Consider the following 20,614-nt stretch of genomic DNA (forward strand, 5'->3'; position numbering starts at 1 on the left):
ACCGGTATTACCCTAGGCCGATCCTCGCGGTTACGGACTTCAGGTACTCCCAGCTTCCATGGCTTGACGGGCGGTGTGTACAAGGCCCGGGAACGTATTCACCGCGCCATGGCTGATGCGCGATTACTAGCGAATCCAACTTCATGGAGTCGGGTTGCAGACTCCAATCCGAACTTAGACCAATTTTCGAGATTTGCATCCGGTCACCCGGTAGCTACCCGCTGTTATGGCCATTGTAACACGTGTGTCGCCCTGGATGTAAGGGCCGTGCTGATTTGACGTCATCCCCCCCTTCCTCTCACCTTACGGTGGCAGTCCCGCTAGAGTGCTCATCATTACATGCTAGCAACTAACGGTAAGGGTTGCGCTCGTTATGGGACTTAACCCGACACCTCACGGCACGAGCTGACGACAACCATGCAGCACCTTGTATATAGCTCCGAAGAGAAAAACTGTTTCCAGATTATGCAACATACATTTAAACCCAGGTAAGGTTCCTCGCGTATCATCGAATTAAACCACATGTTCCTCCGCTTGTGCGGGCCCCCGTCAATTCCTTTGAGTTTCATCGTTGCCGACGTACTCCCCAGGTGGCTCACTTAATTCTTTCAATTAACCCCTAACTGTCTTATCGCTAAGGGCCGGTGAGCATCGTTTACGGCGTGGACTACCAGGGTATCTAATCCTGTTCGCTACCCACGCTCTCGTGCATCAGCGTCAGTTATGGTCTGGTAAGCTGCCTTCGCTATCGGAGTTCTAAGTTATATCTATGCATTTCACCGCTACTTAACTTATTCCGCCTACCTCGTCCATTCTCTAGCTCTACAGTTTTAATGGCGGACCGGAGTGAAGCTCCGAAATTTTACCACTAACTTATAAAGCCGCCTACGCACCCTTTAAACCCAATAAATCCGGATAACGCTCGCATCCTCCGTATTACCGCGGCTGCTGGCACGGAGTTAGCCGATGCTTATTCCTACTGTACTGTCATCACCCTATACATAAGGCTTATTCTCCCAATAGAAAAGAGGTTTACAACCCATAGGGCAGTCATCCCTCACGCGACTTGGCTGGTTCAGTCTCTCGACCATTGACCAATATTCCTCACTGCTGCCTCCCGTAGGAGTCTGGTCCGTGTCTCAGTACCAGTGTGGGGGACCTTCCTCTCAGAACCCCTACCTATCATCGGTTTGGTGGGCCGTTACCCCGCCAACTGCCTAATAGGACGCATGCCCATCTTTGACCACTCTCGTTTTACTCTATTCCCCAGGAAGGAAAAAGAGACTATGAGGTATTAATCCACGTTTCCATGGGCTATCCCTCTGTCAAAGGCAGGTTGCATACGCGTTACTCACCCGTGCGCCGGTCGTCAGCGGTGTATTGCTACACCCTGTTACCCCTCGACTTGCATGTGTTAAGCCTGTCGCTAGCGTTCATCCTGAGCCAGGATCAAACTCTTCATAGTTAAAGTTTTTTTTGTGTTTCCTGTGTCAGGTTATAATTCCTTATCATTCATTGTTAAGGACTCGCACTTGCTTGTTTGTCACTTCAATATTTTAAAGAACTTTCTTAGCTTCTAAAAATCCCCAAAATTTCGGGGGAAAGCGTCGGCAAAGATAATACCACTTTTTTGTTCTGCAAAATCTTTCCGAAACTTTTTTGAAACTTTTTTTTAAGAACTCGCGTTTCGATTTGTTTACCCCTTTCCCTTCCTGCAACTCTTCCCGAAAGCGGGTGCAAAGATAAAACAATTATCACCCCTTTTCCAAATTTTTATGCCCTTTTTTTTACCCAAAATTTAACAGCGTAAATAACCCCCTCTCCTTCAGGAAGTCCGCATTCAAAAAGAAAGGATGCAACAGAATAAATAACCCCGTTTTAAATGACAATACGGCAAATATGCAATCATTGCAAAGGAAAAAGAAGAAAATTACACAATAGGGCACGTCCCTAATGTGTAATAGTGAAAGAGAGCTATAAAATAGAGATCAATTCCAGCCGTGTGCTTCGATCTGTGCATAATCGCTCAGTGAAGTACACTCTTGAAAACAGCGTCCATACTCAGCAGGAGCAGTAAAAAGTGCAGTATGATCGGCACGTTCATATAAATGAATTTTTATCCCTTCATGAAGGGTATAGGGAGATTCGCCTGTGAGCGGGGCCTTACCGAAAGTAAATCTGAAACCGGTCGCTTTTTTACAATCATCGAACATAGAGACAGGAATTATTGTAAGTGCGGTACAAGTATAAAAACACTGTCCAAAATCTATTGCTTCTGTACATCCAGCAAAAATTCCCTCCTTTATACTCTTGAGAGAAGTACATTTCCAAAATGTACGAAAAAAATCGGTCGCCAGACGACAAGAGGCGAATAAATTTTCAGGCAATGAAGTCAAAGAGGTACATTGCGAAAATGAATTCCGGAAAGATTCTACCTTATCACATGAGCGCAACAATCCTTCCGGAAGGACTTCCAGGCTGCTGCATTGTTCGAACGCGCTCTCGAATGTAGTAATTGCACGAAAAGATTCCTGAGTATCGGTTGGAATCGAACGCAGGTTTGTACAATGCCAAAAAGCATTATACAGGGAGGTTAAGCCTGTTGTACCCCATTGTTTTACGGCTGTGATATAGTCACGCATAAGCGCGTCCCCGCTGTTAAAGACAGGATTATTGGAATTTAACCGGCTTACAGTACCCGTAACTGTTATTTCATAAACTCCTTCTTTTTCGTAGATATGAGTAGGAGCATTGGCCGTCACTGTTTCCTTCTGTCCATCCCCCCAATCCACTACACAGTTTACTGCAGTCGTTTCATCTGTATAGAGGGGTAGTCCAGCTTTTGCCCCTGCCGGAACCGTCAGTTCAAAAATCAAAGAACCGAGAGTCAGATTGGCTTCCTGTACGACCTCTAGGGTCGTTTCGGCAGTATTTTCACCCAAACCGGCTGTCAGGACAATAGTTGCCGCCAATTTTTCAGGCAATACGTTCTTCTGAGCCGTCACCGTCAGGATGCCGTCTGCTTTCTCGATAGTTAACCAAGCGGCTTCGGTTGCAAACTTCCATATATCTGTTCCGCCCACCTGCACCCCTACTGTTTCCCTTCCTCCCTCTACCGGAAAATTCAATTGAGCAGGCTCGACCTTTAAGGTCACCTGTTCAGCACCATTTTGTACAACGACAACCGTATCAGTAATTTGTTCCCCATTTCGGGTTCCCTTCACTTCGATATTACTTTTAAGTTGTCCGGTAGAAAGATTCCGGGCTGCTGTCACCGTAAATCCGTCGTCCAGTGTGTTCACTACAAAATGGGGATCAGCTGATCGAACGTCCCATTTATCACAGTTCGTCGTAATATGCACTTCCTGCATCCCTCCTTCCGCTTCAAAAGTAAGCAAAGCCGGGTCCGTCGAAAGGGAAACGGGAATTTCTACAGGGGTCGGATCATCTTTATCAGAACAAGCCCATAAAGCCACTAGTGTACAAAGAATAAATATCAGTTTTTTCATGTTTTACTATTATATTTGATTTAAATTTTCCCTTCTATCCTTTCTTCCTCCTCTATATCCAGATAAAATTATTTCTCCCAGATTTAATTACAACCATTGTGAATAAGAGGCGGAAATTATCGAATAATCTTCCAGTTGGATACATTCTTTAAAGGCCGTTTTATATTCGACCGGAGCTGCAAATTGGTTGGAATATTCTCCCCGTTCATACAAATGAACTTTCTTTTCGCCTATTCGTGTATAAGGAGATTCTCCTTCCCAAGCGCTACATCCCCTAAATATTCCATACCAACGCGTTGCCTGCCGGCAAAAATCGAAAAGAGATACTGGTACAGTAAGCAGATTTTCACAATCGGCAAATACAAAATTAAATTTCACGACTTTAGTACATTTATCAAATAGCCCTTCAGGTATTTTTGTCAGGGAAGTGCATCCTAAAAAAGTACTTTGGAAACTTTCCACCTGCTCACACCGATCAAATAAGCCTGCCGGAATTTCTTTGAGGGAAACATCTCCTGCAAAACAATGCTGAAAGGTAAGAGCTGCCGTACAAGGCGCAAATAAACCTGCGGGGATTTGCTGTAAAGCTTCACAATACACAAAAGAGTAACTAAAATCGGTCACCTGACTGCAAGAAGTAAAAAGTCCCTCCGGTACTTTTTCGAGCCCTCGGCAATAACTAAAGATACTATTGATTTTTTCTATGCCCGTACATTCATCCAGCAAATGCTCCGGAATTACTTTTAAGGAGATACATTCCGTAAAACAAGAACTAAAATCGGTCGCCAAAGTACATCCGGCGAACAAATCGGCCGGAATTTCTTTCAAAGCAGAACAACCATTAAATGCATTCCGGAAGGTTGTCACGGTTGTGAATGCTTGCTCTGCATTTGAAGCAAGTGTGGTAAGTGAGGTACAACCGTGAAAAGCATATTCCATACTTTCAAGTCCCGTTTCTCCCCATGCTTCCACGGCCTTTAAACGGGCTCGTTGGGCATTATCAAGCAATATAGACGAAAGTGCCGTCACCGTACCCAAAATTTCAACTTCATAACTACCCTGTTTCTCATAAGTATGCGTAGGATAGCCAACTGATAAACCGTCGATTATGGCATCCACTTCCTCTTTTTGCCCATCCCCCCAATTAATCGTACATTTGACCACACCTTCTGTAGGAAGTGCCACCACAGCATCCGGCTTTTCTGTGTCATAGCTAAGTATCATAGCTCCGTTGCCCTGCCTTACTTCCAGTGTAGCTTGTGTTTCTTCTGTTCCGCCTTCTACAGAAACCTTCAGGGTCGTAGTCCGGCGCTGACCCCCCAAATTACCTTCAGCCGATAAAAGCATTCCCTGCCCGGTCTGTGATACGGTAAGCCAGGAAGGGGCTCCTTCGACATGCCATACGATGCCGCCGGTTTCGACAGCTATTTCAACCGAACCACCCCGGGTAGGAAGCGAAACCTCTGACCGATCAAGTATTACCCGGGGAATTTCAACCGGAACAGCCTCATCATCACTCCTACAGCCCCATACCGTTATAAAAAGTATAAGGCAAAAAATAAAATTCCAACTTTTCATTTTTTCACATTTTTATTAAACAGAACACCTTGGAAAACAGACTATTTTTTCCCAGAAATTTTTGCTAATATAGGAAGAATCAAACTTTTGGATCAAAGAGCGGGGGGGACAAATGGGGGACAGCTTGCCTGAAACAGAAAATAGAAACACAAAAATCAAAAATAACCGTCATCTAAAATTTAAAACAGTAGAAATAAAAAACAGAAAAATGCAAATAAACAAGATTCAGAAACGAAAACCCTCTTCGATGCCGATGAAAAGATCCTAATCCGGTAAATAAGTCCCTTTAAGGAACGAAGTACCTATCTGTTTCTGAAAAAAGCTTTAAAACGAGATTTGAAAAAAGGGAAGATTGTGACATTTGAACTTCGGAAATGTCCTAATGAATTTAAATTGACCTTTTTTTGCCAATGATATTTTACTATTTTTACAACATGAAATATTTCTGGTGCGTCTTGCTTTTTTTCGGTCTTTATTGCTGTATACCTACTGTACAAACTACCCTGTCGAGCCGATGGATACCAACCGGGACTTCTTTTGATTCACTTGCTTTCCAGATTTCACAAACTCCAGCAGGAAAGCTCTACGAACCAATTCTGAAACAAATGTATTTCCTTTGCGAACAAAGGCCTGATTTACCTATACTTCAATGGAGGACCAAATACTGGGAGGCCCGATACCGCGTATTCCATGCTGAATTGGAAGAAGCCCAACATCTTCTGGAAGAAGCTGCTCAGCAAATCAATCCGGATAAATATCCTTACGATAGAGCTCGTATAATCGGATTACAAAGCCAAATCTACCTGATGAGGGGAGATTTTCTGGAAAGTTATAAAGGCTACCGTCAGGTAAGTGCATTTTACAGCCGTATTAACGATACGCTTATGCTGGCCAACACCTGCGTAAACACGGGCGTCATTATGCAAAATCTGGAAGACTGGAATCGGGCGCTCGACTTTTTTGAACAAGCGGATAGCTGCTTTAACATTCTGGGCACCCCCCATTTCCGGCAAAAAAACCGTTTGAACCTCTCCAACGCCCTTTACCGACTGGGGGAAGAAGAACGAGCCGTAAAAATACTGGAAGAACTCCTGGATGCCCCAGAATGCTGTGCTGACACTTCTTTTAAAATCAACGTTCTGCTCTCCCTTTTCAGTTATACCCACCGTCAGGATCAGGCAGAAGCAGCTTACCAATTAGCTAAAGCTTACGGCAACAAGAAACTAACGGCCAAAAGTGCAACCGGACTGGCAGCCGGCTATCTGCAGGCCGGAAGGGAAGAACAGTCGCTTCCTCTATATCGCAAAGCCCTCGCTTACATAAATGAAAATCGTGATTATGAATTTATACTTCCCGTTTTACAGGGCATGACAAATACCTTTGCCGCCTTAAAGAATATCGACAGTGCTTATTACTATTTATGTCATTTCGAAGCAGCACGCGATTCGCTTTCTGTAGCTAACGGACTAGCAGAGATCAGACATATGGACAGCCGGGCAGCTATTGAACATTATGAATACCGGCTGAGCCACCTCCGGGAAAAGTCATTGTGGCAAAGCCGTTTGATGTTTCTCCTCTTTTTTACTGTTGCCTGTATTGCTGCGTTCGTATGTTATATTTTCTGGACTCGCCGGCACAAGGAACGTATCCTCAAACAACTACGCGAAGCTGAAAACAAAGAACTGTGCATACGGCTGGAACACGAGACGCTCTACAAAGAACAACTCCGCCGGGAAGTTGACAGCCGGAATCGGGAACTGGCAGAACGGGTATTGGCAATTAACACCCGGAACCGGATGCTAAACGAATTGAAACAGCAACTCGATAAGGAACGGCAGACAGGCAACATCCCCCAAGCCGTTACAACAAGGTTAAAGCAATATATTATGAACCAGCATGTGCCCGACGAAGAAGAAGGCACCTTTTTCCACGTGCACTTTGAAGGGATTTATCCCGGTTTTTTCAGCCGGTTACAAGAAGCACATCCTGACTTATCGGAACACGAAATGCGCTTCTGTGCTTATGTACGCATGGGGATGGATAATAAAATGATTGCCCGTATCCTTTTCGTACAACCCGACAGCATCAAAAAGCTACGACACCGGATACGGAAGAAGGTTTCACTTCCTCCCGACGATTCTCTTGAAAACTATCTACGTACCATCTAAAAATATCTCCCCAAAGGAAGAGGGAAGAAAGCGTTCAAAAACAAAAGGGATTGTCCCAAAAATCTTTCGATTGTCGAACCTTTCGACCGGACAAAGAGATCTTAATCAAGGATTTAAAGCCTCCAAACAAAATGGAGCATTCGTTCCTACCAGAAATACTTCTCTTCAAAAAAGTCGAAATTTCAATTTTTGAGACAACCCCTTCCGTCTATTCTATTAAACTATTTAATAGCCGTACTGATCATAAAGGTTGCTGCCACCGCAACGATAGCATATAACTCCGGGAATACAGCCAGAATCAATGTTTTACCGAATACGTCGTAACCGGATCCGATCCCTATAATCCCGTTTGCACATACCTGTCCCTGACGAATAGCTGAAAACAAACAGACAAATCCCAGCCCTAAACCAACACCGAATACTGCAGCTGCTTGCAACCAAGTGATTTCCGGAGTAAGAACTCCCTGTAAAAGGAAAAACCCTAGAAATCCGTACAACCCCTGAGTACCTGGCAAGGCACATAATACCATATAATTACCGAATGCCTCATCGTTCTTCTTCAATGCGCCTACCGTTGCATTTCCTCCAATCGTCACACCATACGCACTACCGATTCCGGACAAACCGAGTATTAAACCCACCCCGATATAAGCTAAAATAATTGGTTCCATAATCTTTAAAATTTAAATTTAGATTGTTATTAATTAATTATCTCTTTTTCTACTAAAATCAATTTTCGGTTCTCCTCCGGAAAGGCTGGTATTTTTTACCTCCTCCTTCAAAACCGGCATTTTTATAAAACTCGACAAACGTCAAACGCATCGGATGTACGAAAGATCCCAAACCTGCCATAAACAAATTCACACTATGTCCGAATAATAAAATAATGAGCATCACCAACTGCTTTACAACAGGTATATCTCCGCTCATATTGACGGCCAAATCATTAAATACCAACCCGAGTACAGCACTGGAAATACCCAAAGCAAACAAACGGATGTATGAGAGCGTATCTCCCAGCAAACCAGTAGCGGTATTATAAGTATCCCATAAACCCGCTCCAATATTGATAAAAATATTGCGTTTCAGGTTATTGAACAAAAATATGAAAGATCCGGCAACACCTGCTACCACATACATTGGGATTTTTACGTCGTATCCTTTTAAAGAGAGCCCATAACAAACGCCCTCTCCTAAAATCAAAATCAACCAGCCAATCGTAGACAAAGCTGCAGGCAAACCATAGCGCCGCCACAAATTAGCCACTTTCAGGAACATGCCGAAAATAATCTGTACGACGCCGATAATCAAAGCCAAATTGAATAACTGCTGCGAATCCAGCATCATCGCCCGCATTTTTACGACCCAAGGCACTTGTACTTCCAGCAACTGTATTCCAAAAAATGTTCCACTTACAATTCCCATCACTACAGTAGCAGCTCCCAGCCATTGCGCCAGGGAAAGAATCGGCTTGAGTTTCGGTTTAGCCCAGATCTTATAAATGGATATACCGATCAACAACAATAAACCATAACCGGCATCCCCCAAACAAAATCCAAAAAACAAAACAAAAAACGGTGCAAAAAACGGTGTCAAATCGATTTCCCGGTAATTGGGCAAAGAATAAAGTTCCCCAATAAATTCAAACAAACGAGCAAACTTATTGTTTTTCAACAAAATCGGAGGGTTATCCGTATCTGCAGGCTCTTCAAATTCATAATAAACCCCTTTATCCGCCAGCCAATCAGCCGTATTTTCCTTTATTCCTGCAGGAACCCAACCTTCCAGCGCAATCACTTTATCGTCGATTAACATTTCCGAAGCATCCACAATCTTCAGCTCATCTGTATCTTCATACAAACTTGTCCGGTAAGCCTTTAAACGCTCGATAGACCGCACTGCAATCCGATTGATTTTATGATAAATCGACTCTTTTTCTTCTCTCAGCTCGTCGATATGCTGCTGAATCTCTTCCGCAGTGGCTTGAGGAAAAACGACAGCATCCGCTTCCGGTTGTACAGACGTCCCGGCAGGAGTTACCGTAACAAAATATTGTTGACCTTTTTCCTGACGAATAGGAAAGGCATTGTATTGTTCTTCCCATTCCGGTAAATATTTCCGGTCCGGAACAGTAAAAAAGCGTAAATCCCATCCGGCATCACGCAATCCGTTCATTTCTTCTTTCGGAAATTCTCCCCACGGTTCATAAATCTGCCCATCTTTTTCCAGGCTGACAATCTGAGTATCAATTTGTTCTACTCGTTTATATTGTTCTTCCAAAAAAGTTAATAATTCCAGTCCTTCCTGATCCGGATTTTCCTCAACTTCTTCAGGTGCCCGTTTTGCCAGGCGTTTAATCATCTCCCCGATCCGTTTAATAATAAACATCTTCTGCTTCAGCTTTTCGTCCTCAGCCGATCGTTTCTTATTTTCATGGACATGAACCACTCCCTTTTCCCGGAGTTCTTCCAGGAATTGCCGATAATCCTTATAAAAAATCAGCAGGGATAATTTTTCCATTGGTACTACCATTGTCTATCTCTTTAAGATTCAAATTTCGGAGACCTCCTTATCTTTCGTCGGTACTCTTCCATTTGATCATTCATTACATTTCATTTTGTTCTCCTTCTTTCCGGTTTTTCACAATTTTCTGTGCAGACTTCGAAAGGTTTTCTTCATCTTCCAAAAAACGCTTAATTTTCCGTATAGCCTCCTGGAAACCTGGAATTTGTACTTTTTCATACAAATTTACTTTTTGCGTGGTCTTTTTCCTCGCTTTATCCAGCAACTCCATTTTTCGAACATAAAACTCTCTCTCCAAAGCAATATCCACCACTTGTTTAATATGTTGGATACCATCCAGAAGCCAGCCCGGAGTATTGAATAAACTGAAATCTTTTACTTCATATTCCACATGATCCAATACAGGAGTACGGACTCCGGCAATCTTTTTTACCGACATATTGACATCCTTCACAGCTAATATTCCCGGCGTATACTCGTCGTAGAGCTGCAACATATTATTGATAGCTTCCAGCGTCGATTCCAATTTCGAATCAAATTCATCCGCCACCTCTTTCGCTTTCTTCACCTCCGAACGCAAAGCCGACTCTTTGTTTTTAATTGTTGGAAGAGCCCGTACCCGCATTTTCAATTGCTTATCGAGATTCTGCAAGGATGTCTTATTGTATTGAAATTTTATCATATTTCACATTTTTGATTTACGATTCCGGCTATTTACCTTTTCTCTCTTTACGGATCCTATCATTCTCCGGCGCTACCTTTTCTTTTGTATACCGAAAATGAGAAACGACTTCTTCCGAAAAAACCGTCAATCTTTGTAGTTTCCGAATTCATCTACAATTTCCTGCTTAATACCCAATTCAGCCTTGGTAAAATATTTCCGGAATAGTGTCCAAGCAGTGTCCAGCATCTGCGTAATACCGATATTTACGTCTATCGCCAGCAACTCATTGGAATAATCTTTTGCAAATTCCAATGTACGACGGTCATAATCGGTCAGGTCAAATCCATTTTCCAACTTTGTCCGGGCATTCGCAGCATCCGCATACAAACGGATAGCAGCATTCATCACCTGAGGATGGTCCTTTCTGGTCTTTTTACCGATTACTAATTGCTTCAAACGGGACAAACTCCGGAAGGGGTCTACGATCACCTTTCCGATTTCTGTATCTTTACGCAAAAACAACTGTCCTTCTGTAATATAGCCGGTATTATCCGGAACCGCATTTGTAATATCCCCGCCCGAAAGAGTCGTCACGGCAATAATCGTAATAGATCCTCCTGCGGGAAACTGAACAGCTTTCTCGTAAATTTTTGCCAAATCCGAATAGAGCGAACCGGGCATAGAGTCTTTAGAGGGAATCTGGTCCATACGGTTAGAAACGATACTCAGAGCATCTGCATACAAAGTCATATCGGTCAGCAGTACCAGCACTTTTTCATTTCTTTCTACAGCAAAATATTCCGCAGCAGTCAACGCCATATCCGGCACCAACAAACGTTCAACGGGGGGAGCCTCTGTCGTATTTACAAAGCTTACGATCCTGTCGAGCACTCCGGCGTTATCGAATAAATTTTTAAAATACAGATAATCGTCATTCGTCAATCCCATACCTCCCAAAATGATACGATCGGTTTGGGCCCGTAAAGCCACATTCGCCATAACCTGATTATAAGGCTGATCCGGATCGGCAAAAAACGGGATCTTTTGGCCGGATACCAAAGTATTATTCAAATCGATACCGGCAATACCTGTAGCGATTAATTCTGAAGGTTGTTTACGTCTTACCGGGTTTACAGACGGTCCTCCGATTTCGCGTTCCTCTCCGTCAATAGCAGGACCGCCATCTATCGGATCTCCGAAAGCATTGAAAAAACGTCCGCAGAGATCTTCTCCCACTTTCAGGGTCGGGGCTTTTCCCAGAAAAGTCACTTCTGCATCTGTCGGAATCCCTTCCGTACCGGAAAATACTTGCAGGGTTATATCTTCTCCCCAGATTTTCACGACCTGAGCCAACCGTCCATTCACAATCGCCAGTTCATCGTTTCCCACTCCCTGAGCCTTCAGCGAGCAAGTTGCTTTCGTGATCTGAGTGATTTTTGTATAAACTTTTTGAAAAGCTGTTGTCATATTATTTTATTTGAAAATTTAAAAATTATTCCATGTCGTCCATTTCAAATTTTTAAATCATTAAAATTTCATTTTTTTCTCTCTTTGATGATATCCAGCACTTCGGCTTCGTACTTTTTAAACGCTTCTGATTGGAACTCCGAATAGTTCATTTGTTTAAATCCATTGATCAAACGTTTAAAATAAGGATTTACTTCCTCGAAAGATTCAAAATTGAAATCCGAACGGGTAACGTCCAACACCATATGCAACATATATTGCTGTCGTTCCATAGAAGTAGAACCGTCGATATTATCAAAAGCATCTTGTTGCAGAATCACAAAGTCGATCAACTCTGATTTCCAGAAAATCACATGGTAATCCAAAGGTACTCCATCATCCCCCAAAATATCGATTTGCTCTGCCGTTTCCCGTCCTCTCACCAACATATTACGGGCCTCATTCACATCGCTGATCCAGTCTCCCGAAATATTTTTCTTTGCATATTCGATAAATTCAGGATATTCCAAATACTTTGAATAGGATTCGAGCGTATCAATAGCAGGATAACGTTTGGAATCAGCCCGATTCTGAGAAAGGGCATAAAAACAACGGGCCACTTTCTTTGTAGACTCGGTCACCGGTTCTTTCAGGTTACCTCCTGCGGGAGAGACCGTTCCGATAAAAGTAACAGAACCGGTTTTTCCATTCTTCAGATACACCATTCCCGCCCGGGAATAAAAATTGGAAATAATAGCAGACAAGTCCATCGGAAATGCATCCGGTCCGGGCAATTCTTCCATACGGTTGGACATTTCCCGCAAAGCCTGAGCCCAACGGGAAGTAGAGTCAGCTAACAACAAAACCTTCATCCCCATTGTCCGATAATATTCGCCTATCGTCATGGCGGTATACACGGAAGCTTCCCGGGCAGCAACCGGCATATTGGAAGTATTCGCGATAATGGTAGTCCGTTCATACAATTTACGTCCGGAACGCGGGTCTTCCAATTCGGGGAATTCCGTAAAAATTTCCACTACCTCATTAGCACGCTCCCCACAAGCCGCCATAATAATGACGTCTGCATCTGCAAAACGGGCCAAAGCATGCTGCAATACTGTTTTTCCAGTACCAAAGGGACCGGGGATAAAACCCGTTCCTCCTTCCAGCATCGGATTCATCGTATCGATTACCCGGACACCGGTTTCCATCTGACGAGAAGGACGGGGCTTATCTGTATAAGCGCGTATGGCCACTTTTACAGGCCATTTTTGTATCATAGTAATTTTGTATTCCTGTCCCCTATCGTCTTTCAGGACAGCTATCGTATCTTTAATCGTATATTCTCCTTCCGGAGCGACAGACACTACTGTATATTCTCCCTCCATCTTGAAGGGCACCATAATCTTATGGTCCAGCCAATTCTCCTTCACATTTCCTAACCAATCTGCGGCGCTTACACGGTCTCCCGGTTGGGCAAGAGGGGTAAAACTCCACTTCTTATCGTCTTCCAACGGATTGGTATATTCTCCTCGTTTCAAGAAAACTCCCGTCATCTTGTCGAGATCATTTTGCAGACCGTCGAAATTCTTCGACAGCAAACCAGGACCCAATGTCACTTCCAGCATGTGGTTTTCAAACTCAACCGGCACACCGGGTTTTAAGCCACGGGTACTTTCAAATACCTGCACATAAGCAATATCCCCTACGACCTTTATTACCTCTGCCATCAAACGCTCTTCTCCCAATTGAATAAAACAAATTTCATTCTGGGATACAGGGCCTTCGACCTTCACCAAAACCAGGTTAGAGATTATACTATGAACTTTTCCTTGCGTTTTATCCATATTATAATTGTAAATTTAAATTTTAATCACTTTCCGATTATAAATTGTTCATCAAATTCAAAACTTTTCCGGAATTTCTCCACCAACTCCATAAAAACTTTCCTGCCAGATTCCGAACTCATCCGGCTCCATCTTTCCACGATCATCAATTTCAACATAAAGCTAATGACCTTTTCAATGGAAAAATACTCAAAGACAACAGCCTCATCCAGAAAATCCCAAATCAACAGATCCAGTCCTCTTTCTCTCTCTACCAAATTGTCATTTTCCATAAGAGAAATCACCTTTTCAACATAAGGATAATCCATCGATAATCCAAAATCCTTGGAATTAGAGGTACGAAGGGCAAGGGCAAACTCATTTTCACCAATCACTTCCCGGCTGACATCCCGACCGTATTTTTTACTATTAAAAGCAGCGATCAGGTTTTTCATATTCATGGAAAATTCAGCATATTCCCTTACTAACTTATTTTCAGAATGCATCATATACGCATAATACATCCAACTCAGCACATTTTCAGGAGCAACGTCGTATTTCAGACGTTCTTCTTTAAAATCTGTAATAAATTCACGTAAATAAAGAGGCAATACGGTAGGTTCCTGAACTTCTTCCTCCAGTTGTCTCAAGGGATATACAGTTTTTAATGCCGGATCCGGTTCCTGCTTGTTCAACAAACGCAATACCTGAGCATTATCATTCGGGAGAAAAAACAAATCCAATAGAGCTGCATCTTTACCCGTAACATAATCTTTCGCTTCCTCACGGAATTCCTGAACCGTTAAAGGTAATTTCCGCTCATCCCAGGCAATCTCAGGTAAGCTGGCGACTAAAGTATAATAATCTTTTTCAAATGCCATATTTTCAGTTTTTGACATTAGGCAGGGAAACATTCCGACACTCATAGTACCGCCCATTTTGTCCGGATGCCCGCCAGCAGTCAGAATTATTTGTACAATAAGCTCTTTGTAAAACTTCTCATATATTGGTTAAAGAAAGCTTCAAAAAGTTCTTCTGAAAAAGCAATTTGATAACTTCCATCCTGCGGGCGGATCAGAAAACCCTCCTTCATATTCCCGACTTTGATCTCCAGCCCTTTATTTAATAAATTCTTGTATTTACTGGCGACAAAAGATTCGAACTGTTCTTTTTCCTCCGGAGAAAGCACAATATCCAGATTGAGATTTCCGGAAGTTACATCCCACTTCTCTACAATGGAAATTAGTAAGTTCTGTACAAAAGCTTTGTCTTCAAACCCTGTTTTAGCCATTTCTCCAGCCACCTCACCGGAAATCAGGTGGGTGATAGACTGCTTTAAAGCCGTCAATGCCTGACGAGCACTTAAAGCCATCTCCGACTCGGCCTTTTTCTTCAAATTGTCCACCTCTTGTTTCCCTCCGGCAATAAAATCTTCCGCTTTTGCCTGAGCATCTGCAATGATTTTTTCAGCCTGTTTGTTTGCTTTATCGATGATTTCATCAGCTTCTTTTCTGGCTTTCTCTACCCCTTCATCATATAGCTTTTTTGTTAAAACATCTAGCTTATTTTCCATATCTGAATATAGTTTTGAATTATTCTTATAATCTTATTCGTTTTCTCTTTCCAATTCCTTGAAATACACCTCACAAAAATCCTGCTATCCTCCATAATTTGAAGCCTCCAAATTAATATTTTTAGATTTAATAACAAATAAATCCTCCGAATTAAAACGATTTAAATGACTCTTTATCCTCCCTAGCCCGTATTAAAAAATATTTTATCTTTACGGGGACACCTATTCCTTTGTTTTAGCCGATTAATTTCTTTTAATTTGCGTAAATAAATTTAACCCAACCGGAATGCTGGATCACAAGTACAAAGTATTTTACCATTTAGCTAAAAATCCCAATACGACAAAAGTAGCCGAAGAGTTATTACTTACGCAACCCGCCATTTCTAAAAGCATCAAAGAATTGGAAAAAGAATTAGGAATTAGTCTGTTTCTGCGGGAAAAAGGACGGATGCAACTAACAGAAGCGGGCAAATACCTGTACGAGAAAACCGATTTTTTAATACAGCGCGAACGGGAGATTAATTACGAAATCGGGAAAATGCGGATGTCCATCAAAGGAACTCTTTATCTCGGAGCCAGTACGACACTCTCTCAATATATATTACCAGAAGTATTGGCGCGGTTTACTACCCGGCATCCCCAAATCAGCATCAGCATGAGCAGCGGCAATACGGATCAGATTGAACACGAAATTCTGGCTGGCAACCTCCAATTGGCTTTTATCGAAGGAAATCCTTCACAGCCTGATATCCACTATATTCCTTATATCCGAGACGAAATTGTATTGGTAACGGCTAAAGACACCCCTGTCGAAGAAAATATATCTCCCGAAAAATTCATTCAGCTTCCCTTTGTATTCCGGGAAAAAGGTTCCGGAACATATCACATTATCCGCAAGCATCTCAAAGAAGCCGGTATAGATATCAATCACCTGACGAATCGTCTGGTATTGGGATCAACGGAAGGGATCAAACATTACCTTCTGCATTCCGACTGCTTTGCCCTGCTTTCTATATACAGCGTCCGGGAAGAATTGTCTGCCGGAAAACTAAAATTGATAGAAATGAACGACCTCTGCATCCACCGTATGTTTTATATCATTCATCGCCAAGGGGAACCGGATCCTTATGCCCGGCAATTTATGGAATTTGCTTTAAATCAAAAGAAATAATCCTTCGGCCGAAACTGTTTTAAGTTTCGTTCGCTATACACCATTAGTTCGCGGAGCCTGTAAAATTGTACCGAGAACACTAAGCTTAAGCCCGGCTTCCTGAACGTTGAAATTTTACCGATCACAAATCAACTAAAACCGAAACGACCTTCTCTCATGGCCCTGTTAAATCAAATTTCTCCAGAAGACATATACAACGACATACGTTATCTGGAATTATTAGCTCAAAATTTCCGCAACATCGCCGCTGCCAGTACGGAAATCATCAATTTGGAAGCTATCCTCAATCTTCCCAAAGGAACGGAACATTTCCTGGCAGACATCCACGGCGAATATGAAGCCTTTCAACATGTATTAAAAAATGGTTCGGGTTCAATCAAACGCAAAGTCAACGAGATCTTTGGTAACACCCTACGGGAATCTGAAAAAAAAGAGCTCTGCACTCTGATTTATTATCCCCGTGAAAAACTGGAATTGGTAAAGGCAAAAGAAAAACAAATCGATGAATGGTATATGGTTACCTTGAATCAATTGATCAAAGTATGTCAAAGTGTCTCTTCCAAATACACCCGTTCCAAAGTCCGCAAAGCACTCCCCCCGGAATTTTCCTACATTATCCAGGAACTCCTCCACGAATCTTCAGCAGAACCCAATAAACACGACTATATCAACGTCATTATTTCTACTATTATCTCTCTCCAACGTGCGGATGAGTTTATCATTACTCTTTCCCTGTTAATCCAGCGATTTACGATCGATTCCTTACATATCGTCGGAGATATATACGACCGTGGACCGGGAGCCCATATCATTATGGATATCCTTTGCCAATACCACCATTTCGACATACAATGGGGCAACCATGATATTTTGTGGATGGGCGCAGCAGCCGGAAATGAAGCTTGCATCGCCAATGTCCTGCGCATCAGTCTACGCTATGGCAATCTGACAACGCTTGAGGATGGATATGGTATAAATCTATTGCCCCTGGCTACTTTTGCCATGGAAACTTATAAAACCGACCCTTGCACCCCATTTATGCCCAAGCTAAGAAATACCGATAAAATTCTGGATGAGAAAACAGTCCGGCTCATCGCCCAAATGCACAAGGCGATTACAATCATTCAATTCAAACTGGAAGCCCAGATTATCGATCGCGAACCCGAATTCCGGATGGAAGACCGTAAATTACTTCACCGAGTCGACTTCCAACAAGGCTTTTTCTTCTCTAATGAGCGGGAATATCCGATGCGGGACACTTATTTTCCTACTTTAAATAGCCAGAATCCTTACCAGCTCACGCCGGAAGAAGAAATGCTAGTGGCAAAACTGAAACACTCGTTTATCAACAGCGATAAACTACAAAAACATATGCATTGCCTTTATGCCCATGGGAGCATGTATAAAGTCATCAATTCTAACCTGCTCTTTCATGCATCCCTCCCACTTACTCCAGACGGAAGTTTTAAACAGGTTCGGATAGCAGGGGAGTCCTATCAGGGTAAAAATTTATTTGATAAAGTGGATGTTCTCGTACGGACAGCTTATTTCGGTGATACAGGAAGCAAAGAAAAACAATTTGCACTGGATTATATGTGGTATTTGTGGTGCGGACCGGACTCCCCTCTATTTGATAAAAACAAAATGGCTACTTTTGAAAATTATTTCCTGAAAGACGCTGAAATTAAAGAAGAACAGAAAGGTTGTTATTACATTTTCAGAGACACGGAAAAAACCTGTGATATGATATTACGGGAATTCGGTATTTCCGGGGCACATGCTCACATTGTCAACGGACACGTACCGGTAAAAGCCATTCAAGGAGAACAACCCATACGGGCCAACGGAAAAATGCTGGTCATCGACGGAGGCTTCAGCAAAGCTTATCAACCTGAAACCGGTATTGCAGGCTATACTTTAGTATATCATTCCCGAGGATTGCAATTGGTACAATACGAACCTTTCGAATCTACCCAGAAAGCCATAGAGGAAGGGTTGGATATCAAATCCACCTCCTTCATCATCGAATTTACCAGTCATCGCATGATGGTAAAGGATACAGACAAAGGTAAAGAATTGAATACCCAAATCGAGAACCTGCAAAAACTGTTGTTTGCCTATCGTCACGGTTTTATCAAAGAAACAAGTTAAATCACTCTACGAGAGGATATACATTTACTCCCGGACGTGAAAGCATCCGGGAGTAACTGTATACCTAAAATCCGATTTACATCAGCACCGGCACGACATATTTAACCAATAAATAGCCACCAGCCAACAACCAACCATACAGGACCAAGGCCAGGATAAAAGGTTTTGCCCCTGCCTTTTTAAATTTTTCAATACTGGTTTCAGCCCCCAGAGCGGTCATCGCCATGGTCAGTAAAAAGGTATCGAGATTATTGATAAAATCGACTATTCCCTGAGGCAACAAATCAAAGGAATTAAAACCGATCACCACTAAAAATCCCACTGCAAACCAAGGGATGGTAATACGGCGGCTTCCTTTTTCTGCTTGTTGCGCAGCGCCTTTGGCCATCAAGAAACTAATCACCAGCAATGCAGGTACCAACAATATCACCCGAATCATTTTAACAATAATAGCGACATCTGAAATCTCCTTTCCCATTGCATTACCGGCGCCCACCACATGTGCTACTTCGTGTAGGGTTGCTCCCGTATAAATTCCCATCTGTTCCGGATTCAGGTCTACAATTCCATTCCGGTATAATACGGGATATAAAAACATAGAAACGGTACCGAAGATCACGACCGTAGATACGGCGACTGCTGTTTTATAGGGTTTGGTTTTAATGGTAGCTTCCGCACCAAGTATGGCTGCCGCTCCACAAATGCCGCTCCCAACTGAAGTCAACAGCGCCACATCTTTATCCATCTTCAACAACCTACCGATCCCGACCCCGCCAACAATTGTAATCAGTACGACGATGGCATCTATCAATATGGCAGGACCTCCTACTTCCACAATATTCTGGAAGGTCAGCCTGAATCCATATAAAATAATTCCCAAGCGCAGCAACTGTTTCGAACTGAACAAAATTCCCGGTACCCAAGTTTCAGGCAGGCGATTTCTCAAGCTATTGGCATACAGCATACCCAAAATAATACCTATAATTAACGGGCTAAAAGACAACTTTTTAAAAAAAGGGAAATCTCCGATATAGAATGCCGCACAAGAAAATAATGCAATTAACAGAATTCCATGAAGCATATTGCCTCTTTTTTCACTTAATCTCATATCAGGTGGTTTAAATTTAAATGGATTAAAAAACGGTACAAAAGAATGACATTTTTTCGAAATAACGGGAATCAAAATAGTTATCGGGCATAACTTTTAGTTATAGTTCTCCGCAACTGTCAGGAAACGGATTTTATTCCATCGCTTTTTATACTATCGTTTTTTTGTTTGGTTCAAAACAACTATCTTCGCACACGAAAAATCCGGAACTATGAATATAATGTTATTACTGACGACAGCAGTAACCTCTCAGCTACCCGAAGCGAACCTGAGCTTATGGAGTCTGATTGTCAAGGGAGGTTGGTTAATGATCCCTATTTTCCTCTTATCCATTGTAGGTATTTATATTATATGTGAAAGGATTTCCGTTCTTCGCAAACTCAGCAAAACTCCTAAAGATTTTACAGAGAAAATTATCCATTATATGGAAACGGGAAATTCTGCGGCGGCATTACAGGAATGCAAAGCAGAAGACAGTCCTTTAGCCCGTATTCTACAAAAAGGGATTCGTTATTCCCATATTCCTGTCCCGGAACTACGGAATAGTCTGGAAAATACCGCCAGTAGTGAAGTTGCCGGTCTGGAGAAGGGATTATCCTTATTAGCAACAGTTGCGGGAATCGCCCCGATGATTGGATTTCTAGGAACGGTAGTCGGTATGGTGCAGGCTTTTTACGATATGTCGCTAGCCGGTAACAACATCAATATAACCTTGCTGTCCAGAGGTATTTATACGGCAATGATCACCACTGTTGCTGGTCTGATTGTCGGTATTATTGCCTATTTCGGTTACAACCTCTTAGTAGGGCGGATCGAAAAGACCACCGACGATTGGGAAAATTCCATTTCCGCCTTTCTCGATTCCTTATATGCGGTAAAAAAATAAAAGCTCCAGCA

At 42.5% G+C, this 20,614-nt stretch carries 14 protein-coding genes and 1 rRNA gene; 4 read left to right on the forward strand and 11 right to left on the reverse strand.

Annotated features, from left to right (window positions below):
• The 3 genes from HMPREF9449_RS09690 to HMPREF9449_RS09705 all read right to left on the reverse strand — a co-directional run bounded on the left by HMPREF9449_RS09690 (window position 1) and on the right by HMPREF9449_RS09705 (window position 5,087).
• Window positions 1-1,465: ribosomal RNA gene (locus HMPREF9449_RS09690) — 16S ribosomal RNA — on the reverse strand.
• 523 nt (window positions 1,466-1,988) lie between these two features.
• On the reverse strand, window positions 1,989-3,509 hold the full coding sequence (locus tag HMPREF9449_RS09700; RefSeq protein ID WP_009137082.1) for a BACON domain-containing protein: 1,521 nt from the start codon (window positions 3,507-3,509) through the stop codon (window positions 1,989-1,991).
• A gap of 87 nt (window positions 3,510-3,596) precedes the next feature.
• Window positions 3,597-5,087: a leucine-rich repeat protein gene (locus HMPREF9449_RS09705; protein ID WP_009137083.1), complete on the reverse strand. Its 1,491-nt coding sequence runs from the start codon at window positions 5,085-5,087 to the stop codon at window positions 3,597-3,599.
• A gap of 434 nt (window positions 5,088-5,521) precedes the next feature.
• Between HMPREF9449_RS09705 and HMPREF9449_RS09710 the strand changes: the two genes are divergently transcribed.
• Window positions 5,522-7,255 carry a tetratricopeptide repeat protein gene (locus tag HMPREF9449_RS09710; protein WP_040611775.1) on the forward strand — a complete coding sequence of 578 codons (1,734 nt, stop codon included), beginning with the start codon at window positions 5,522-5,524 and terminating at the stop codon, window positions 7,253-7,255.
• 221 nt (window positions 7,256-7,476) lie between these two features.
• Here the strand turns inward: HMPREF9449_RS09710 and HMPREF9449_RS09715 are convergent, their stop codons facing one another.
• The 7 genes from HMPREF9449_RS09715 to HMPREF9449_RS09745 form a co-directional block, all read right to left on the reverse strand.
• Complete coding sequence (locus HMPREF9449_RS09715) at window positions 7,477-7,926, reverse strand: V-type ATP synthase subunit K (RefSeq protein WP_009137085.1); 450 nt, start codon at window positions 7,924-7,926, stop codon at window positions 7,477-7,479.
• A 58-nt stretch (window positions 7,927-7,984) separates the two neighbouring features.
• Window positions 7,985-9,787, reverse strand: a complete 1,803-nt coding sequence (locus HMPREF9449_RS09720) for a V-type ATP synthase subunit I (protein WP_009137086.1) — start codon at window positions 9,785-9,787, stop codon at window positions 7,985-7,987.
• A gap of 73 nt (window positions 9,788-9,860) precedes the next feature.
• A complete protein-coding gene (locus tag HMPREF9449_RS09725) occupies window positions 9,861-10,460 on the reverse strand; it encodes a V-type ATP synthase subunit D (RefSeq protein ID WP_009137087.1) in 600 nt (199 codons plus the stop codon).
• Window positions 10,461-10,586: 126 nt separating this feature from the next.
• Window positions 10,587-11,909: a V-type ATP synthase subunit B gene (locus tag HMPREF9449_RS09730; RefSeq protein ID WP_009137088.1), complete on the reverse strand. Its 1,323-nt coding sequence runs from the start codon at window positions 11,907-11,909 to the stop codon at window positions 10,587-10,589.
• Window positions 11,910-11,977: 68 nt separating this feature from the next.
• Window positions 11,978-13,735 carry a V-type ATP synthase subunit A gene (locus tag HMPREF9449_RS09735; RefSeq protein WP_009137089.1) on the reverse strand — a complete coding sequence of 586 codons (1,758 nt, stop codon included), beginning with the start codon at window positions 13,733-13,735 and terminating at the stop codon, window positions 11,978-11,980.
• A 26-nt stretch (window positions 13,736-13,761) separates the two neighbouring features.
• The gene (locus HMPREF9449_RS09740; protein ID WP_009137090.1) at window positions 13,762-14,595 is read right to left on the reverse strand and encodes a DUF2764 family protein; all 834 of its coding nucleotides are present in this window, start codon (window positions 14,593-14,595) and stop codon (window positions 13,762-13,764) included.
• Window positions 14,596-14,681: 86 nt separating this feature from the next.
• Window positions 14,682-15,287, reverse strand: coding sequence for a F0F1 ATP synthase subunit B family protein (locus HMPREF9449_RS09745; protein WP_009137091.1), 606 nt, complete (start codon window positions 15,285-15,287; stop codon window positions 14,682-14,684).
• 286 nt (window positions 15,288-15,573) lie between these two features.
• Here HMPREF9449_RS09745 and HMPREF9449_RS09750 point away from each other — a divergent pair, with 286 nt between their 5' ends.
• Together HMPREF9449_RS09750 and HMPREF9449_RS09755 are read left to right on the forward strand one after the other, a co-directional pair.
• A complete protein-coding gene (locus tag HMPREF9449_RS09750; protein ID WP_009137092.1) occupies window positions 15,574-16,458 on the forward strand; it encodes a LysR family transcriptional regulator in 885 nt (294 codons plus the stop codon).
• Window positions 16,459-16,614: 156 nt separating this feature from the next.
• Complete coding sequence (locus HMPREF9449_RS09755; RefSeq protein WP_009137093.1) at window positions 16,615-18,609, forward strand: fructose-bisphosphatase class III; 1,995 nt, start codon at window positions 16,615-16,617, stop codon at window positions 18,607-18,609.
• A gap of 76 nt (window positions 18,610-18,685) precedes the next feature.
• On the opposite strand, the gene HMPREF9449_RS09760 is transcribed toward HMPREF9449_RS09755, so the two are convergent.
• Complete coding sequence (locus HMPREF9449_RS09760; RefSeq protein ID WP_040611330.1) at window positions 18,686-19,690, reverse strand: YeiH family protein; 1,005 nt, start codon at window positions 19,688-19,690, stop codon at window positions 18,686-18,688.
• Window positions 19,691-19,928: 238 nt separating this feature from the next.
• Between HMPREF9449_RS09760 and HMPREF9449_RS09765 the strand changes: the two genes are divergently transcribed.
• Window positions 19,929-20,603 carry a MotA/TolQ/ExbB proton channel family protein gene (locus HMPREF9449_RS09765; RefSeq protein ID WP_009137095.1) on the forward strand — a complete coding sequence of 225 codons (675 nt, stop codon included), beginning with the start codon at window positions 19,929-19,931 and terminating at the stop codon, window positions 20,601-20,603.
• The last annotated feature ends 11 nt before the right edge of the window (window positions 20,604-20,614 follow it).

Origin of the sequence: Odoribacter laneus YIT 12061 (assembly GCF_000243215.1) — a bacterium.
Lineage (GTDB): Bacteria > Bacteroidota > Bacteroidia > Bacteroidales > Marinifilaceae > Culturomica > Culturomica lanea.